Source organism: Pseudomonas sp. CFBP 13602 (assembly GCF_014842725.1).
In the GTDB taxonomy this organism is placed as follows: Bacteria; Pseudomonadota; Gammaproteobacteria; order Pseudomonadales; family Pseudomonadaceae; genus Aquipseudomonas; species Aquipseudomonas baltica.
In genome coordinates this window covers 22,838-41,507 of record NZ_JACYVT010000002.1, presented here as the reverse complement: position 1 = coordinate 41,507, position 18,670 = coordinate 22,838, and the positions used below count along the sequence as shown (strand labels likewise).

Annotated in this window: 19 protein-coding genes; all 19 read left to right on the top strand. The window is 62.9% G+C overall.

Annotation, left to right across the window (positions count from 1 at the left end; all coding sequences use genetic code 11):
* A complete protein-coding gene (gene fliF / locus IFU31_RS03385) occupies positions 1–1,788 on the top strand; it encodes a flagellar basal-body MS-ring/collar protein FliF (RefSeq protein ID WP_192053332.1) in 1,788 nt (595 codons plus the stop codon).
* Positions 1,781–2,800: a flagellar motor switch protein FliG gene (gene fliG, locus IFU31_RS03380; RefSeq protein WP_043193255.1), complete on the top strand. Its 1,020-nt coding sequence runs from the start codon at positions 1,781–1,783 to the stop codon at positions 2,798–2,800. Before fliF ends, fliG begins: the two co-directional genes overlap by 8 nt.
* A gap of 99 nt (positions 2,801–2,899) precedes the next feature.
* Positions 2,900–3,667: a flagellar assembly protein FliH gene (gene fliH, locus IFU31_RS03375; protein ID WP_122475912.1), complete on the top strand. Its 768-nt coding sequence runs from the start codon at positions 2,900–2,902 to the stop codon at positions 3,665–3,667.
* Entirely contained in the window at positions 3,657–5,015 is a 1,359-nt protein-coding gene (fliI, locus tag IFU31_RS03370) for a flagellar protein export ATPase FliI (protein ID WP_122475911.1), read from the top strand. Before fliH ends, fliI begins: the two co-directional genes overlap by 11 nt.
* Before the next feature lie 6 nt (positions 5,016–5,021).
* Positions 5,022–5,471 carry a flagellar export protein FliJ gene (fliJ, locus tag IFU31_RS03365; protein WP_122475909.1) on the top strand — a complete coding sequence of 150 codons (450 nt, stop codon included), beginning with the start codon at positions 5,022–5,024 and terminating at the stop codon, positions 5,469–5,471.
* Between the two features lie 84 nt (positions 5,472–5,555).
* Positions 5,556–5,879, top strand: a complete 324-nt coding sequence (locus tag IFU31_RS03360; protein WP_122475908.1) for an STAS domain-containing protein — start codon at positions 5,556–5,558, stop codon at positions 5,877–5,879.
* Positions 5,879–7,588, top strand: coding sequence for an ATP-binding SpoIIE family protein phosphatase (locus tag IFU31_RS03355; protein WP_185794508.1), 1,710 nt, complete (start codon positions 5,879–5,881; stop codon positions 7,586–7,588). The genes IFU31_RS03360 and IFU31_RS03355 overlap by 1 nt, the downstream gene beginning before the upstream one ends.
* A 66-nt stretch (positions 7,589–7,654) precedes the next feature.
* Positions 7,655–7,999 carry an Hpt domain-containing protein gene (locus IFU31_RS03350; protein ID WP_185794565.1) on the top strand — a complete coding sequence of 115 codons (345 nt, stop codon included), beginning with the start codon at positions 7,655–7,657 and terminating at the stop codon, positions 7,997–7,999.
* Between the two features lie 90 nt (positions 8,000–8,089).
* Complete coding sequence (locus IFU31_RS03345) at positions 8,090–9,442, top strand: flagellar hook-length control protein FliK (RefSeq protein ID WP_192102304.1); 1,353 nt, start codon at positions 8,090–8,092, stop codon at positions 9,440–9,442.
* Between the two features lie 118 nt (positions 9,443–9,560).
* A complete protein-coding gene (gene fliL, locus IFU31_RS03340) occupies positions 9,561–10,070 on the top strand; it encodes a flagellar basal body-associated protein FliL (RefSeq protein WP_192102303.1) in 510 nt (169 codons plus the stop codon).
* Positions 10,071–10,079: 9 nt separating this feature from the next.
* Positions 10,080–11,048: a flagellar motor switch protein FliM gene (gene fliM, locus IFU31_RS03335; protein WP_043186057.1), complete on the top strand. Its 969-nt coding sequence runs from the start codon at positions 10,080–10,082 to the stop codon at positions 11,046–11,048.
* Positions 11,049–11,090: 42 nt separating this feature from the next.
* Positions 11,091–11,561 (top strand): flagellar motor switch protein FliN, encoded by a 471-nt coding sequence (gene fliN / locus IFU31_RS03330; protein ID WP_122475901.1) that lies wholly within the window; start codon positions 11,091–11,093, stop codon positions 11,559–11,561.
* On the top strand, positions 11,561–12,004 hold the full coding sequence (fliO, locus tag IFU31_RS03325) for a flagellar biosynthetic protein FliO (RefSeq protein ID WP_192102302.1): 444 nt from the start codon (positions 11,561–11,563) through the stop codon (positions 12,002–12,004). Before fliN ends, fliO begins: the two co-directional genes overlap by 1 nt.
* Positions 12,004–12,756, top strand: a complete 753-nt coding sequence (gene fliP, locus IFU31_RS03320) for a flagellar type III secretion system pore protein FliP (RefSeq protein ID WP_122475897.1) — start codon at positions 12,004–12,006, stop codon at positions 12,754–12,756. The genes fliO and fliP overlap by 1 nt, the downstream gene beginning before the upstream one ends.
* 27 nt (positions 12,757–12,783) lie before the next feature.
* Positions 12,784–13,053 carry a flagellar biosynthesis protein FliQ gene (gene fliQ / locus IFU31_RS03315; RefSeq protein ID WP_043186065.1) on the top strand — a complete coding sequence of 90 codons (270 nt, stop codon included), beginning with the start codon at positions 12,784–12,786 and terminating at the stop codon, positions 13,051–13,053.
* On the top strand, positions 13,053–13,838 hold the full coding sequence (fliR, locus tag IFU31_RS03310) for a flagellar biosynthetic protein FliR (protein WP_122475893.1): 786 nt from the start codon (positions 13,053–13,055) through the stop codon (positions 13,836–13,838). Before fliQ ends, fliR begins: the two co-directional genes overlap by 1 nt.
* Before the next feature lie 3 nt (positions 13,839–13,841).
* Positions 13,842–14,978, top strand: coding sequence for a flagellar biosynthesis protein FlhB (gene flhB, locus IFU31_RS03305; RefSeq protein WP_122713695.1), 1,137 nt, complete (start codon positions 13,842–13,844; stop codon positions 14,976–14,978).
* 193 nt (positions 14,979–15,171) lie between these two features.
* Positions 15,172–17,301: a flagellar biosynthesis protein FlhA gene (gene flhA / locus IFU31_RS03300; protein ID WP_122476754.1), complete on the top strand. Its 2,130-nt coding sequence runs from the start codon at positions 15,172–15,174 to the stop codon at positions 17,299–17,301.
* 11 nt (positions 17,302–17,312) lie between these two features.
* A complete protein-coding gene (gene flhF / locus IFU31_RS03295) occupies positions 17,313–18,632 on the top strand; it encodes a flagellar biosynthesis protein FlhF (protein ID WP_192058203.1) in 1,320 nt (439 codons plus the stop codon).
* Positions 18,633–18,670: the final 38 nt, after the last annotated feature.

Sequence of the window (18,670 nt, the reverse complement as noted above, 5' to 3'; positions counted from 1 at the left end):
ATGGCTGAAGCGACCACCGATAACCTCCCTGCCAAGAGCGGCAACAAATCGCCGCTCATGGGCTTGTCTGTCCTGCAGAATCTGTCGCAGATGACCATGCTGCGTCAGGTCGGCCTGTTGGTCGGCCTGGCTGCGAGCGTCGCGATCGGCTTCGCCGTGGTGCTCTGGTCGCAGCAACCCGACTACCGGCCGCTGTACGGCAGCCTGGCGGGCATGGACACCAAGCAGGTGATCGACACCCTGACCACGGCCAACATTCCCTATACCGTGGAACCCAACTCCGGCGCCTTGCTGGTCAAGGCCGACGACCAGTCGCGTGCGCGCATCGCCCTGGCCTCGGCCGGCGTTGCACCCAGCGACGGCAACGTCGGCTACGAGTCGCTCGACAAGGAACAAGGCCTGGGCACCAGCCAGTTCATGGAAACGGCGCGCTACCGCCGCAGCCTGGAAGGCGAGCTGGCCCGTACCATCGGCAGCCTGAACAATATCCGGGCTGCGCGCGTGCACCTGGCCATCCCGAAGAGTTCGGTGTTCGTCCGTGACGAACGCAAGCCAACCGCCTCGGTGCTGGTGGAAATGTACCCCAACCGGACCCTGGATGCCGGCCAGGTCGCGGCCATCGTCAATCTGGTGGCGACCAGCGTCCCGGAACTGAACAAGTCCAACGTGTCGGTCGTCGACCAGAAGGGCACCCTGCTGTCGGCGCAGCTGGAAGACAACGCGTTGACCATGGCCGGCAAGCAGTACGACTACAGTCGCCGCATGGAAAGCATGCTGACCCAGCGTGTCCACAACATACTGCAACCGGTGGTGGGCAGTGATCGGTTCAAGGCCGAGGTGTCGGCGGACCTGGATTTCAGCGCGGTCGAGTCGACCTCCGAGCAGTTCAACCCGGACCAGCCGGCACTGCGCAGCGAGCAGTCCACCAGCGAGCAACGTTCCAGCGGTTCGGGCCCATCGGGTGTGCCCGGCGCCTTGAGCAACCAGCCACCGGGCCCGGCCACCGCACCGCAGAATGCCGCCCAGGGGCAGGCAGCCGCTGGCGCGATCCAGCCAGGCCAGCCGCTGCTCGACGCCAATGGCCAGCAGATCATGGACCCGGCCACCGGCCAGCCGATGCTGGCGCCGTATCCGGCCGACAAGCGTCAGCAGTCGACCAAGAATTTCGAGCTCGACCGCTCCATCAGCCACACCAAGCAGCAGCAGGGTCGCCTGACCCGGTTGTCGGTCGCCGTGGTGGTCGATGACCAGGCCAAGGTCAACCCGGCCGACGGCACCGTGACCCTGGCGCCCTGGAATGCCCAGGAGCTGGCCCGTTTCACCCGTCTGGTACAGGATGCCGTGGGCTTCGATGCGAGCCGTGGCGACAGCGTGACCGTGATCAACGTACCGTTCGCGCCCAACTCGGCGGAAGTCATCACCGAGCCTGCGTTCTACAAGGAACCCTGGTTCTGGGACATCATGAAACAGGCGCTGGGCGTGCTGTTCATCCTGGTCCTGGTGTTCGGCGTGTTGCGCCCGGTGCTGACCAACATCACCGGTGGTGGCAAATCCAGGCCGGGCGATGGCGAACTTGGTGCCGCCGGCGGGCTGGGCGGTGTGGCCGCCCTGGGCATGGACAGCGAGCTGGCCAACGATCGGGTCAGCCTGGGTGGGCCGCAGAGCATTCTGCTGCCCAGCCCGACCGAGGGCTATGACGCCCAACTGAATGCAATCAAGAGTCTTGTGGCCGAAGACCCGGGCCGAGTGGCCCAGGTCGTGAAAGAGTGGATCAATGCCGATGAGTAGTTCACAAGCCGTCACCCCCAAGCTGACCAAGGTCGACAAGGCCGCCATTCTTCTGCTGTCGCTGGGTGAAACCGACGCGGCGCAGGTGCTTCGCCACATGGGTCCCAAGGAGGTCCAGCGCGTGGGCGTGGCCATGGCGCAGATGCGCAATGTGCACCGCGAGCAGGTCGAGCAGGTGATGAGTGAATTCGTCACCGTGGTCGGCGACCAGACCGGCCTGGGCGTGGGTTCCGACAACTACATCCGCAAGATGCTCACCTCGGCCCTTGGCGAAGACAAGGCCAACGGCCTGATCGACCGAATTCTGCTGGGCGGCAACACCAGCGGCCTGGACAGCCTGAAATGGATGGAACCCCGCGCCGTGGCCGATGTGATTCGCTACGAACACCCGCAGATCCAGTCGATCGTCGTGGCCTACCTCGACCCCGACCAGGCCGGCGAAGTGCTGGCGCATTTCGAGCACAAGGCGCGCCTGGACATCATCCTGCGCGTGTCTTCGCTGAACACCGTACAGCCTGCGGCGCTCAAAGAGCTCAATACCATTCTGGAGAAACAGTTCTCCGGCAACTCCAACGCCACGCGGACCACGCTGGGTGGGGTCAAGCGCGCCGCCGACATCATGAACTTCCTCGACAGCTCGTCCGAGGGCCAGTTGATGGACTCCATACGCGAGGTCGATGAAGAGCTGTCCGGGCAGATCGAAGACCTGATGTTCGTTTTCAACAATCTCAAGGATGTCGACGATCGCGGCATTCAGGCGCTGTTGCGCGAAGTCTCTTCCGACGTACTGGTGGTCGCGCTCAAGGGCGCCGACGAAGGCGTGCGCGAGAAGATCTTCAAGAACATGTCCAAGCGCGCGGCCGAACTGCTGCGCGACGACCTCGAGGCCAAGGGGCCAGTGCGGGTCAGCGATGTCGAGTCGGCGCAGAAGGAAGTGCTCACCATTGCCCGGCGCATGGCCGAGGCCGGTGAAATCGTGTTGGGTGGCAAGGGTGGGGAAGAGATGATCTAATCGTCCCTCTCCCGGACCTCCGTCGTGGAGGCTGGCCACCCTGGGGTGGTCGGCTCCGAGCGACCCCACTTCGCACCCAGGCGCCAGGAATCGCAAGCCATGTCCCGCCCCCCGCAAGAACCCGTCAGTGAACTGATCCGCGCCGTCGACGCGCGCAGCGCCGACCTGTGGGCGTTGCCCAGTTTCGATCCCGAACGGCCCGCCGTCGAGGTGGTGCTGGCGCCGGTGTCGGTCGAGGAGATCGAAGAGGTTCCCCTCGACGAGGTCCAGCCCATCACCCTGGAAGAACTCGAAGCCATTCGCCAGGAAGCCTACAACGAGGGTTTCGCCACCGGCGAAAAAGAAGGCTTTCACAGTACCCAGCTCAAAGTGCGTCAGGAAGCCGAGGCCGCACTGGCCAGCAAGCTGGTCCAGTTCGACCGGCTGTTGGGGCACCTGTTGACGCCCATCGCCGATCAGGACACCCAGATCGAAAAATCCCTGGTCGAGCTGGTAGGGCACATTGCCCGGCAGGTCATTCGCCGCGAATTGGTCACCGATTCCAGCCAGATCGAGAAAGTACTGCGTGAGGCGCTCAAGTTGTTGCCCATGGGCGCCAACAACATCCGCATCTTCATCAATCCCCAGGATTTCGAGCAGATCAAGTCATTGCGGGAGAAGCACGAGGAAAACTGGCGCATCCAGGAAGACGACGCGCTGCAGCCCGGTGGCTGCCGTATCGAAACCGAGCACAGTCGCATCGATGCCAGCATGGAGACGCGCATCACCCAGGCCATTGCCCAGCTGTTCGACCAACTGCACGAGCAGAACATGCACCCGGCCCCGGCCGACATCACCATCGAGCTGGGTGAGCCCGATGAAGCTTGATCGCACCAGCTTCGGCAAGCGCCTGGGCACCTACGAGGCGGCCATCGACCTGCCGCGCCAGCCAATCGTCGAAGGCCGCCTGCTGCGCATGGTCGGGCTCACCCTGGAGGCCGAAGGGTTGCGTGCCGCGATGGGCAGTCGCTGTGTGGTCATCAACGACGACAGCGACCAGCCGGTGCAGGTCGAAGCGGAAGTCATGGGCTTTTCCGGCAGCAAGATCTACCTGATGCCGGTGGGCAGCGTGAGCGGCATTGCGCCTGGCGCGCGGGTGGTCCCGGTTGCCGATACCGGGCGCCTGCCCATGGGCATGAGCATGCTCGGACGCATTCTCGACGGCGCCGGCCGTGCGCTGGATGGCAAGGGCGGCATGAAGGCCGAGGACTGGATCCCCATGGACGGGCCCACCATCAACCCGCTCAAGCGTGATCCCATCAGCCAGCCACTGGATGTCGGCATTCGCAGCATCAATGGCTTGTTGACCGTGGGCCGTGGCCAGCGCCTGGGTCTGTTCGCCGGTACCGGCGTGGGCAAGAGTGTGCTGCTGGGCATGATGACGCGCTTCACCGAGGCCGACATCATCGTCGTCGGGCTGATCGGCGAGCGCGGCCGCGAGGTCAAGGAGTTCATCGAACACACCTTGGGCGAGGAGGGCCTGCGCCGTTCGGTGGTGGTGGCGTCGCCGGCCGACGAAGCCCCGCTGATGCGTCTGCGCGCGGCCATGTACTGCACCCGCATTGCCGAATATTTCCGCGACAAGGGCAAGAACGTCCTCCTGCTGATGGACTCGCTGACCCGTTTTGCCCAGGCCCAGCGGGAAATCGCCCTGGCTATCGGCGAGCCACCTGCCACCAAGGGCTATCCGCCCTCTGTTTTCGCCAAGCTGCCCAAGCTGGTCGAGCGGGCCGGCAATGCCGAGGCCGGGGGCGGCTCGATCACCGCGTTCTATACGGTGTTGTCCGAAGGCGACGACCAGCAGGACCCGATCGCCGACTCGGCACGGGGTGTACTCGATGGCCACATCGTGCTGTCGCGGCGCCTGGCCGAAGAAGGGCATTACCCGGCCATCGATATCGAAGCGTCGATCAGCCGGGTGATGCCCAGCGTGGTCAGCCCCCAGCATCTGGCCCAGGCCCAGCAGTTCAAGCAGCTGTGGTCGCGCTACCAGCAGAGCCGTGACTTGATCAGCGTCGGTGCCTACGTGGCCGGCGGCGATCGCGAGACCGACCTGGCCATTGCCCTTCAGCCGCAACTGGTGCGCTACCTGCGCCAGGGTCTGAACGACAATGAGAGCCTGCAGGCCAGCGCCGAGCGCCTGGCGGCAGTGTTCACGCCCGTGGCACCGGGGTAAGCGACCATGGCGATGAGTCGTGCGGCGCGCCTGGCGCCCGTGGTGGAAATGGCCGAAAGCACCGAGCGCAAGGCTGCCCAGCGGCTGGGGCATTTCCAGGGTCAGGTGAGCCTGGCCGAAGCCAAGCTGGCCGAGCTCGAACGCTTCCGCAACGACTACCAGCAACAGTGGATCAGCAACGGCAGTCGTGGCGTGTCCGGGCAATGGCTGTTGAACTATCAGCGCTTTCTCAACCAGTTGGAAACGGCCGTCGGCCAGCAGAAACAGAGCCTTGCGTGGCATCAGAACAACTTGAACAATGCGCGCGCCACCTGGCAACAGGCCTATGCTCGAGTGGAAGGGCTGCGCAAGCTGGTGCAGCGCTATATCCTCGAGGCCAGGCAGCTGGAGGACAAGCGGGAACAGCGGCTGCTCGACGAGTTGTCGCAACGCCTGCCCAGGCACGAGAACTTTTAGCCGGAATTTGTCAGTACCCCGTTGAACGCTCTGCAGAGCGGTGCTACATCTGGCCTGCAAGGCACACCCAAGGAGCATTACTACATGGCTGTAACCCAGAGTTCTGTCACCCAGACCTTCGACCCTGAAAGCAATACGTCATCGGTGGCCATTTCGGGCCGGTTCGATTTCAGCCTGCACCAGCAGTTTCGCGAAGCCTACGAGGACGAGCGTGCCGGTAAGCCCAGCCGTTATGTCATCGACCTGAAGAACACTACCTACATGGATAGCTCAGCCCTGGGCATGCTGCTGTTGTTGCGCGACCACGCCGGGGGCGACAACGCCGACATCGCACTGATGAACATTTCTCCCGACGTGCGCAAGATCCTGGCGATCTCCAATTTCGACAAGTTGTTCAAGATCTCCTGATGCAGCCAGCCAACGAGGAAGCGCTGACGGTCCTGATCGCCGACGACAACATGACCGACCGCATGCTGCTGTCCAGCATCGTGCGACGTCAGGGGCATGCGGTGATCACGGCCAGCAACGGCCAGGAGGCGGTCGAAGTGTTCCGCCAGCAGCGTCCGCAGTTGGTGCTGCTCGATGCCATGATGCCGGTCATGGACGGCTTCGAGGCTGCGCGTGCCATCAAGCAGCTGGCCGGTGAGGCCCTGGTGCCGGTGATCTTCCTGACCTCGCTGACCGAAGAACAGGCGCTGGTGCGTTGTCTGGACGCCGGTGGCGACGATTTTCTGGCCAAGCCCTACAACCAGGTGATCCTGGCCGCCAAGATCAAGGCAATGGATCGCCTGCGCCGCTTGCAGGCCACGGTGCTCGAGCAGCGAGACCTGATCACCCGCCATCATGACTACCTGCTCAACGAGCAGCGCGTGGCCAAGGCGGTGTTCGACCAGATCGCCCATTCCGGATGCCTCGACGCTCCCAACGTGCGTTACCTGCAGTCGCCCTATGCGCTGTTCAATGGCGACCTGCTGCTGGCTGCCTACACGCCTTCGGGCGACATGCATGTGCTGCTCGGTGATTTCACCGGGCACGGGCTGCCGGCGGCGGTGGGCGCGATGCCCTTGGCCGAGGTGTTCTATGGCATGACGGCGAAGGGCTACGGGCTCAACGAGATTCTTCGCGAGATGAACGCCAAGCTCAAGCGGATCCTGCCGGTGGACATGTTCTGCTGCGCCACCATGTTGCGCCTGAGCTTCCAGCGTTGCACGGTCGAAGTCTGGAACGGCGGCATGCCCGACGGCTACCTGCACCGCCAGGATGGCTCGGCGCGTGTCGCGCTGGTGTCGCGTCATCTGCCGCTGGGCGTATTGCCGGCCACCCGTTTCGAGGACCAGACCGAGGTCTGGCCGCTGGCGCCTGGCGATCGAGTTCTGCTGCTGTCCGACGGCGTCATCGAAACCAGCAATGCGCAAGAGCAGTCTTTCGGCGTGGAGAGGCTCGAACGCGTCTTCGACACGCACAAGGACCCTGAGTCGCTGTTCGAAGGCATCCTGCAGGCTTTGCATGATTTCCGCGGTGAATCGCGCGACGATGTGAGCATGGTGCAGCTGGCATTGATCGACGCCGAGCGCCAGCCCCCGGCCAGCCTGATCTATTCCGACAGCGGCCAGTCGAGCCCGCTCGACTGGTCGGCCATGTTCGAGTTTCGTGCCGACACCTTGCGCCGCTTCAATCCCTTGCCGTACATCCTGCAATTGCTGCAGGAAATTCACGGCCTGCGTCCGCAGAGTGGAGAGCTGTACAGCGTGTTTGCCGAGTTATACTCCAACGCGCTGGAGCATGGCGTACTCGGCCTCGATTCCGCGCTCAAGTGCGATGCCACCGGATTCGCCCAGTACTACGCGTTGCGTAACGATCGCCTGGCGGCTTTGGAAGAGGGCTATATACGCATACACTTGCAGATACGCCCGCACGGGGTTGGCGGAGTCCTGAGAATCGTGGTCGAAGACAGCGGCAAGGGATTCGATCCGAAACAGGTCCTGGCGAAGCCGCCGAGCGTGCACGGACTGTCTGGGCGTGGTGTCAATCTGGTCCGCCAACTGAGCCACAGCGCGGGCTGGTCGGAAGACGGGCGCAGCGCGCACGTCGAATTTACCTGGGAGTCTCAAGCGTAATCGGCTTGATCAAGGAGCGAACAAGTGCCCATCGAACAATTGGCTGAAGAACAACTGGCTGAAGCACTGCAAAAGCCCCATGTAGACCCCACGGCCCTCGAGGCCCTGCAAGAGGTCATGGAGGATGAATACCCTCTGTTGCTCGACACCTTCCTGAGCGACTCGCAACTGCGCTTGAACGAACTGCACCGGTCCCACGATCTGGTCGAACTGGGCCATGCCGCCCACAGCTTCAAGGGCAGCAGCAGCAACATGGGCGCTCTGCGCCTGGCGCAGTTGTGCAGCGAGCTCGAGCAGTACTGCCGACAAGGTGCGCTGGAGGGTGTGGATGCTTATGTACAGCGGATCGACCGCGAATTCGTCCTGGTCCTTCAACTGTACTCGCAGGAGCGCGCGCGCTTTGCAGGTTGAGCGTCGTTGACGTTGCTGGTTCCTCGCTGGCCCGATACTTGCTTTCTCCATGGCAATCAGCGTTAACGCCACCGTATCGGGGAGATCTTCATGGCTGTCGCTTCAAACCCTTTGTTGCTGCAACTGGGCGCCGCTGCTCGCGCCACATCGGTCACCGGCGCGGCCAGGCCCAGTGCAGCGGACAACGATTCGGCGCCTCGTTTCGCCGATCTCTATGCCCGTCAAAACCACGAAGTCGCGGTCAAGCCGCGGACCGAGCCTGCGCCGAGTGCCCCACGGGAAACCGCCACGCCGCCGGCCTCGAAGGCGGCTGGCGCCAACCCGACGGTTGCCGATAGCGGCAAGAAGTTGCCAGTTGCCAAGGCCGACAAGCCTGAGAAGCTCGACAAGACCGACAAAACCGACAAAACCGACAAGCCCGCCGCCAAGGACGACGACAAGGTCAGCGATACCGCCGACAAGGACGATCCCAGCGTTGGCGCTGCTGCGGCACCGGTCGATCCTGCCGCGGTACCCATCCCGGCCGATCCCGCTGCCAATCCGGCACTGGCCCAGGTGCCGCCACCGGCAGTGGCCGCTCTCAGCCCGGCGGACAGCGATAGCGTCGGCGCTGGCGAGGATTTCGATCCAGCTCAAGACGTGCTTGCCGATTTGCCGGCGCTGCGCCTGGCCCTGGAGCAGACGGCCAAAAATAATGGCACTACCTCTGCACATGCCAGCCAAACGTCATCGGGCGATCCCTCGAAGGCAGGCGAGCAGGGTATAGAAGGCAATTTCGTCAATGGTCTGGCGGCCATGGTGAGCAAGGAGTCGGCAGGCGAAGCGGGTGAGGGCGGCGATGACGGTTTTGCTGGTTTGATCGGCGGGGGCTTGAAGGATGCCGACGCAACGGCCAGCGACAGCCGCCTCGATAACTTCGCCGACCGCCTGCAGGCCTTGACCCAGTCGACCACGGCCAAGACCGGCACTGCGGCGCCGCTGGCCAGCCCGCTGGGCCAGCCGTTGGCCATGCAGCAGTCAGGATGGACCGAAGGCCTGGTCAACCGGGTCATGTACCTGTCCAGCCAGAACTTGAAATCAGCCGACATCCAACTGACACCGGCGGAACTGGGGCGCCTGGACATTCGCGTCGACATCACCCCGGACCAGCAGACCCAAGTGACCTTCACCAGCGCCCATATCGGCGTGCGTGAGGCATTGGAGAGCCAGCAGCATCGGCTCAAGGACATGTTCAACCAGCAGGGCATGGGGCAGCTGGACGTCAACGTTTCCGATCAGTCCCGTCAGTCCCAAGGCGAGCAGCAGGCGCAACAGAGCCGCCGCACGGGTGGCGCACGCTCTGGTGCGGACGCGCTCGATTCCGCCGAGCCCGCCGTCGCGGCTGCGCAGCCCCTGACCTCCGGCACGGTGCTGGGGACCAGCGCTGTGGATTACTACGCCTGACAGTGCCTGAAGGGGTCGGTTGCCAGGCTCGAAATCGAGCCCGCAGGATTGTTGGCATAACCCTTGCTCCATCGTCGCCATGGGTACGCTTACCCCTCAATGGTGACGGATTATTGGCATGGCAAAGACCGAAGAAGCAAAGGAACCCGCAGCCAAGGAAGGCAAGGGCAAACTCAAGCTGATCATCCTGCTGGTCGTGGGCTTGCTGCTGGCCGTCGGCCTGTCGGTCGGGGCCACCTGGTTTCTCATGCACAAGCCCGCCGAAGCGCCTGCAGAGCAGGCGTCGGCCGATGCTGCCCATGCCAAGCCTGCGGCGATCTACGAGCCACTGACACCTGCGTTCGTGGTCAACTTCAAGCAGAACGGCCGTGATCGCTACATGCAGGTCAGCATCGTCTTGCAGGCGCGGGACAAGGCCGACATGGATGCTCTGAAGGTGCACACGCCGGTCATCCGCAATAATCTGGTCATGCTTTTTTCCGGGCAACCGTTCGAAACCTTGACCACGCCCATCGGCCAGGAAATGCTGCGCCAGAAAGCTACCGCGAGCGTTCAGGAAGTGGCGCAGAAAGAAGTGGGCAAGCCCGTGATCGACCAGGTGCTCTTCACTAACTTCGTATTGCAGTAGGAACAACTCATGGCCGTACAGGACCTGCTGTCCCAGGACGAGATCGATGCGCTGCTGCATGGCGTCGACGATGGCCTGGTGCAAACCGAAGGCAATGGCGAGCCCGGGGGGATCAGAAGCTACGACCTGACCACTCAGGATCGCATCGTGCGTGGGCGCATGCCGACGCTGGAAATGATCAACGAGCGCTTCGCTCGCTACACCCGCATCAGCATGTTCAATCTGTTGCGTCGTTCTGCCGATGTGGCGGTAGGTGGCGTGCAGGTGATGAAGTTCGGCGAGTACGTGCATTCGCTGTACGTACCGACCAGTCTCAACCTGGTGAAGATCAAGCCGCTGCGCGGCACTGGCCTGTTCATTCTGGATGCCAAGCTGGTGTTCAAGCTGGTCGACAATTTCTTCGGCGGTGACGGCCGCCACGCCAAGATCGAGGGGCGCGAGTTCACCCCTACCGAGCTGCGCGTGGTACGCATGGTGCTGGACCAGGCTTTTCTCGACATGAAGGAAGCCTGGCAGGCCATCATGGAAGTCAACTTCGAGTACATCAACTCGGAGGTCAACCCGGCCATGGCCAACATCGTCGGTCCCAGCGAGGCGGTCGTGGTATCCACCTTCCACATCGAACTCGATGGCGGCGGTGGCGACCTGCACGTGACCATGCCGTACTCGATGATCGAGCCCGTGCGCGAGATGCTCGATGCCGGCTTCCAGTCCGACCTGGACGACCAGGACGAGCGCTGGAGCAAGGCCCTGCGCGAAGATGTCCTGGATGTCAGCGTTCCCTTGAGCGCCACCGTGGCGCGGCGTCAGCTCAAGCTGCGCGATATTCTCCACATGCAGCCCGGTGACGTGATCCCGGTGGAACTGCCGGAAGAGTTGATCCTGCGTGCCAATGGCGTGCCTTCGTTCAAAGCCAAGCTTGGCTCGCACAAAGGCAACCTGGCTTTACAAGTTATCGAACCGATCGAGCGTCGCTGATCGGTTTGACCTGATGATTTAGATGCCCGTCGAGGACCACTGATGGCTGATCAAGATGAGACAATTTCTGCCGAAGACCAGGCGCTCGCCGATGAATGGGCGGCGGCTCTGGATGAGTCCGGGGATGCCGGGCAGGACGATATCGACGCGCTGTTGGCCGCCGATACGCGCGGCAGTTCGAGTTCCTCCCGCCTGCCGATGGAAGAGTTCGGCAGTTCGCCCAAGTCGGGTAACGGCCCGGTCACGCTCGAGGGCCCGAACCTCGACGTGATCCTGGATATCCCGGTGACCATTTCCATGGAGGTTGGGGCGACCGATATCAGCATCCGCAATTTGCTGCAGCTCAACCAGGGCTCGGTGATCGAGCTCGACCGTCTGGCCGGCGAGGCGTTGGACGTGCTGGTCAACGGCACCTTGATCGCCCACGGCGAAGTGGTGGTGGTCAACGAGAAGTTCGGCATTCGCCTGACCGACGTGATCAGCCCCAGCGAACGCATCAAGAAGCTGCGGTGATGGGCCGGTTCCTGTGGGCCTTGCTGCTCTTGCCCGTGGTCGCCCTGGCAGCGCCGGAAGTGGCCCCTGCTGCGGCGCCGGTGGTGGCGTCGGGAGGCACTGGCCTGGCCGGTCAGTTGACCCAGACCGTGCTGGGGCTGCTGGCGGTGGTGGCCTTGATCTTCGCCTTGGCGTGGCTGATGCGGCGCGTGCAGCAGGCGGCGCCGCGCCAGGGCCAGGTCATCGACGTGATTGGCGCCAAGGCGCTGGGGCCACGTGATCGGCTGGTGCTGGTGCAGGTGGGCGAGGAGCAGATCCTGCTGGGTGTCAGCCCGGGGCGCATCAGCGCGCTGCACGTGATGAGCGCGCCGGTGCAGCCACCCGACCGAACCACCCAGGCCACACCCGAATTCGCCCAGCGCCTGATGGAACTGCTGGGCAAGGACCAGAAGGATAAGAAGTGATGGGTGTGTTGCGCACTGTCCTGCCACTGGGCCTGCTGTTGGTGGCGCCCCTGGCCATGGCCGCCGATCCGCTGCAGATTCCGGCATTGACCATGACCAGCGGTGCCAACGGCCAGCAGGAGTATTCGGTCAATCTGCAGATCCTGTTGATCATGACGGCGCTGAGTTTCATTCCGGCGTTCGTCATGTTGATGACCAGCTTCACACGTATCATCATCGTGTTTTCCATCCTGCGCCAGGCACTGGGTCTGCAACAGACGCCGTCCAACCAGCTGTTGACCGGCATGGCGCTGTTTCTGACCATGTTCATCATGGCGCCGGTGTTCGACAAGGTGAACCAGCAGGCCCTGCAACCCTATCTGAGTGAACAGCTCAGCGCCCAGGATGCCGTGGCACGTGCCGAGGGCCCGATCAAGGACTTCATGCTGGCTCAGACCCGGCAGAGCGACCTGGAGCTGTTCATGCGGCTGTCCAAGCGCACCGACATCGCCAGCGCCGACCAGGCGCCGCTGACCATCCTGGTGCCGGCGTTCGTCACCTCCGAGCTGAAAACGGCGTTCCAGATCGGCTTCATGATCTTCATTCCGTTCCTGATCATCGACCTGGTGGTCGCCAGTGTGCTGATGGCCATGGGTATGATGATGCTGTCGCCGCTGATCATCTCGCTGCCGTTCAAGATCATGCTGTTCGTGCTGGTCGATGGCTGGGCGCTGATCATCGGGACCCTGGCCGGGAGTTTCGGTGGTGTATGACATTGCCTTTCACAGGAGCGTGAATCCATGACCCCGGAAGTCGCCGTCGACCTGTTCCGCGAAGCACTGTGGCTGACCACCGTGATGGTCGCGATCCTGGTTTTGCCGAGCCTGATCGTCGGCCTGATCATCGCCATGTTCCAGGCCGCCACGCAGATCAACGAACAGACCCTGAGCTTCCTTCCGCGCCTGCTGGTCATGCTGGTGACGCTGATCGTCATCGGGCCATGGATGGTGCGCACCTTCATGGAGTACATCACTACCCTGTACTCCAATATTCCGCAGGTGATCGGCTGATGCAGCCGCTGCTGCAATTGACCGATGCGCAGATCGGCGGCTGGGTGGCCAGCTTCATCCTGCCGCTGTTCCGCGTGGCCTCGATGCTGATGACCATGCCGATCTTCGGCACCCAGGTACTGCCGCAGCGCGTGCGCCTGTACGTGGCCGTGGCCATTACCGTGGTCATCGTGCCGGGATTGCCGCCAGCGCCCACGGTGGATGCGATCAGCGGCCAGGCGCTGCTGCTGGTGGCCGAACAGATCATCATCGGCGCGCTGTTCGGTTTCTCGCTGCAGTTCCTGTTCCAGGCCTTTACCGTTGCCGGGCAGATTCTCGCGATCCAGATGGGCATGGCCTTCGCGTCCATGGTCGACCCCACCAACGGCGTGTCCGTGGCCGTGATCGGCCAGTTCTTCAGCATGCTGGTGACCCTGGTGTTCCTGTCCATGAACGGCCATCTGGTGGTGTTCGAGGTGCTCACCGAGAGCTTCACCACGCTGCCCATCGGCGGCGGCCTGCTGACCGCGCACTACTGGGACGTGGTGCTGCGCATGGGCTGGGTGCTGGGCGCCGGGGTGTTGCTGGTGCTGCCTGCCATCACAGCCTTGCTGGTGGTCAACATTGCCTTCGGCGTGATGACCCGCGCGGCGCCTCAACTGAACATCTTTTCCATCGGTTTCCCGCTGACCCTGGTGCTGGGGATGTTCATCCTGTGGGTCAGCCTGGGCGACATTCTCAACCAGTATCAGCCGCTGGCGGCCAACGCCTTGCAGTGGCTGCGCGAATTGGCGCGAGCGGAGTAGGCAATGGCCGAAAGCGAAAGCGGTGCGGACAAGACAGAAGACCCCACGGACAAGCGCAAGAAGGATTCGCGCGAGAAGGGCGAGATCGCCCGTTCCAAGGAGCTCAACACGCTGGCAGTGATGGTCGCCGGGTGCGGCGCGCTGCTGGCGTTCGGCGGCCATCTGGCGCAAAGCCTGCTGGAACTGATGCGCAGCAACTTCACCTTGAGCCGCGAGGTGTTGCTCGATGAGCGCTACATGGGCATTTTTCTGCTGCAGTCGGGCAAGGTGGCGATTCTGGCGACCCAGCCGATTCTGCTGACCTTGCTGCTGGCGGCGCTGATCGGCCCGGTCGCGCTGGGCGGCTGGTTGTTCGCCGCCAGCTCCATGGCGCCCAAGTTCAGCCGCATGAACCCGGCCGCCGGCCTCAAGCGCATGTTCTCCATGCATGCATTGACCGAATTGCTGAAGGCGCTGGCCAAGTTCGCCATCACCCTGATCGTTGCCATGATGGTGCTGGCCAAAGACCGTACCGACCTGCTTGCGATTGCCAACGAGCCGCTGGAAATGGCGATCATCCACAGCGTGCAGCTGGTCGGCTGGAGCGCCTTGTGGATGTCCTGCGGACTGGCGTTGATTGCCGCCGTGGACGTGCCGTTCCAGCTCTACAGCAGCAAACAGAAGCTGATGATGACCAAGCAGGAGGTCAAGGACGAGCACAAGGACTCCGAAGGCCGGCCCGAGGTAAAGGGGCGGGTACGCCAGTTGCAGCGCGAAATGTCGCAGCGCCGGATGATGACGGCGATTCCCGAAGCGGACGTGATCATCACCAACCCGACTCACTACGCGGTGGCGTTGAAATACGATCCGGAGAAGGGCAATGCGCCGGTATTGCTGGCCAAGGGCTCGGACTTCATTGCCTTGAAAATTCGCGAGATCGGCAACGAGCATCGCATCCAGGTGCTGGAGTCACCGGCCCTGGCGCGTTCGATCTTCTATTCCACCGAGATCGAACAGCAGATTCCTGCGGGGTTGTACCTGGCGGTGGCGCAGGTGCTTGCCTATGTCTACCAGATCCGCCAGTACCAGGCCGGGCGAGGCAAGCGTCCCGATCCGTTGCAGGACCTGCCGATCCCGCCGGATCTACAGCGGGACAGTTAGGCCGCGGCGAGCCCCCTGTGGGAGCGGGCTCTGCCCGCGAAGGCCGCGCCCCCGATAGATCGATTTCACTCCATCTCGGCAGCCCTTCAATAATCTTTAACCCCCTCCGGCAAAAGTTGGACCCCTTCTTGCACTACCCCTTGGCAAGACGCCTGGCGCGTCAAAAGTTCGCTTGGGGAAGTGGGGAATGTCGGTGGATCGCTCTCAATTAATCAACACCGCTCGCAGCAACATCGTTGGCCTTGGCCGCGGCAACCTTGGCGTGCCGCTGCTGTTGCTGGTGATGCTGGCGATGATGATGCTGCCGATCCCGGCACTGCTGCTGGACGTGTTCTTCACCTTCAACATCGCCTTGTCCATCGTCGTGCTGCTGGTGTGCGTGTACGCGCTGCGTCCGCTGGACTTCGCCGTGTTCCCGACCATCCTGCTGGTGGCCACGCTGCTGCGCCTTGCGCTCAACGTGGCGTCGACGCGGGTGATCATGCTGCACGGCCAGGAAGGCCATGCCGCCGCAGGTAAAGTGGTTCAGGCATTCGGTGAGGTGGTGATCGGCGGTAACTACATCGTCGGTATCGTGGTGTTCGCCATCCTCATGATCATCAACTTCGTGGTGGTCACCAAGGGCGCCGGGCGCATCTCCGAAGTGAGCGCGCGGTTCACCCTGGATGCCATGCCCGGCAAGCAGATGGCCATCGACGCCGACCTCAACGCCGGCCTCATCGATCAGAACCAGGCCAAGGCGCGTCGGACCGAAGTGGCCGCCGAAGCCGAGTTCTACGGCTCGATGGACGGTGCCAGCAAATTCGTCCGTGGCGACGCCATCGCCGGTCTGCTGATCCTGTTCATCAACCTGATCGGCGGCATGCTGGTGGGCATGCTGCAACACAACATGCCATTCGCCGAGGCAGGCAAGGTGTACGCCCTGTTGACCATCGGTGACGGCCTGGTCGCTCAGTTGCCATCGCTGTTGCTGTCCACCGCGGCAGCCATCATGGTGACCCGTGCTTCGGGCTCCGAGGAGATGGGCAAGCAGATCCAGCGGCAGATGTTCGCTTCGCCCAAGGCACTGGCCGTCTCCGGCGCGCTGATGGTGATCATGGGCATGGTGCCCGGAATGCCGCACATGGCCTTTATCACCCTAGGTGCCATCGCCGGTGGTGGTGCCTACCTTTTGTGGAAAAAGCAGAACGACGTCAAGGTCCAGGCCCAGGCCGAAGTGCAGCGCCAACAAGAGCTGCTGCCTTCACCGACGCGCACCCAGGAAACCAAGGAACTGGGCTGGGATGACGTGACGCCCATCGACATGATCGGCCTGGAAGTTGGCTACCGTTTGATTCCGCTGGTGGACCGCAATCAAGGCGGCCAATTGCTGGCGCGGATCAAGGGCGTACGCAAGAAGCTGTCCCAGGACCTGGGCTTCCTGATGCCTACCGTGCATATTCGCGACAACCTCGACCTGGCGCCCAGCGCCTATCGTTTGACGCTCATGGGGGTGATCCTCGCCGAAGCCGAGATCTACCCGGATCGCGAGCTGGCAATCAACCCCGGGCAGGTGTTCGGCTCGTTGAACGGCATCACCGCCAAGGATCCGGCGTTTGGTCTGGACGCGGTCTGGATCGACGTCAACCTGCGCAGCCAGGCCCAGTCGCTGGGCTACACGGTGGTCGATGCCAGTACGGTAGTGGCCACGCACTTGAACCAGATTCTGCAGAAGCATGCCCATGAGCTGATCGGCCACGAAGAAGTGCAACAATTGCTGCAAGTTCTGGCAAAAGGATCGCCCAAGCTGGCCGAAGAGCTGGTTCCAGGCATCCTTTCGCTGTCTTCGCTGCTCAAGGTCCTGCAGGCCCTGCTGGCTGAGCAGGTACCCGTACGCGACATCCGCAGCATCGCAGAAGCCATCGCCAACAACGGGCATCGGAGTCAAGATACCGCCGCGCTGGTTCAGGCCGTCAGGGTCGGTTTGTCCCGCGCAATCGTGCAAAGCATTGTAGGCATTGAGTCGGAGCTGCCTGTCATCACGCTGGAACCAAGGTTGGAACAGATATTGCTAAATAGTCTTCAGAAGGCTGGTCAGGGTCAGGAAGAAGGCGTTTTGCTGGAACCGAGCATGGCGGAAAAACTGCAGAGATCCCTGATCGATGCGGCGCAGCGGCAGGAGATGCAGGGCCAACCGGTGATACTGCTGGTAGCCGGTCCGGTCCGCGCGATGCTGTCACGCTTCGGTCGCCTGGCGATCCCCAACCTTCACGTACTGGCCTATCAGGAAATCCCTGATAACAAGCAAGTCACCATCGTTGCGACAGTAGGGCCCAACGGCTGAGGTAGTGGGTTATGCAAGTGAAGCGATTTTTCGCCGCCGACATGCGTCAGGCCATGAAATTGGTCCGCGATGAGCTGGGCGCCGACGCTGCCATCATTGGCAACCGTCGCATCGCCGGCGGCGTCGAGCTGACCGCAGCGCTGGACTACAAGCTGTCGGCCCTGGCGCCGCGCGTGCCCAACCTGGAGTTGGAAGAAGAGCTGCGCAAGACCCAATCGCGGATCGTTTCGGCCCAGGCCGAGCTGAGCACCCGTGGCGAGAGCGATGCGGCTACCAACCGCCAGCTGGTTGCCGGCCTGCCGTTGACCGCCGCCGAGCCGCTGGTCGAGCCGCGTCGCGAAGAGCCCCCGCGTGTGCAGGTGGCCCCCGCGCCACAGCCTGCCGTCGACCAACGTCTTTTCGATTCCATGCGTTCCGAACTCAACGGTTTGCGCCAACTGCTGGAAGTGCAGCTGGGCTCCCTGGCCTGGACCCAGCTGCAAGGCAGCAAGCCGGCGCAGGCGAATCTGTGGCGTCGTTTGCAGCGCATCGGCTTGTCCGGCCCGATCGCTCGCGAGCTGCTCAGCCTGACCAGCGAAATCAACGAACCTCGGCAGGCATGGCGGATGCTGCTGGCGCACTTGGCGCGTATGATCCGTACACCGGAAGTGGAACCGCTCGAAGAAGGTGGCGTGATCGCCATGGTCGGCCCGGCTGGCATGGGCAAGACCACCACTCTGGCCAAGCTGGCGGCCCGTTATGTGCTCAAGTACGGTTCCCAGAGCGTGGCGCTGGTGAGCATGGACAGCTTTCGCATCGGTGCCCAGGAACAACTCAAGACCCTGGGCCGCATTCTCAATGTATCGGTGACTCAGGTCGATCCGGGCCAGTCATTGGTACAGGCCCTGGAACCCCTGCTGCGCAAGCGCGTGGTATTGATCGACACCGCTGGCCTGCAAGCCAGCGATCCGGCCCTGCGCATGCAGCTCGAAAGCCTGGCCGGACGCGGGATCAATGCGCGCAATTACCTCGTGCTGGCTACTACCAGCCAGAAGCAGGTGCTCAGCGCGGCGTACCATAGCTACAAGCGTTGCGGTCTGGCCGGGTGCATCCTGACCAAACTGGATGAAACGGCCTGTCTCGGCGAAGTGCTGAGCCTGGCCATCACTCAGGAACTGCCGATTGCCTATCTTACCGATGGGCCGCGCATTCCCGATGACTTGCATTTGCCGCGCCGGCACCAGTTGGTCAGCCGCGCAGTGAGCGTGCAAATGCAAGAAGAGCCCAGCGAAGAGGCCATGGCCGATATGTTCGCGGGTCTCTACCACAGCCCCGACAAGCGAGTTGGCTGAGGTGAAGAACGTTATGCAAACACACTCTTCCTGCATCG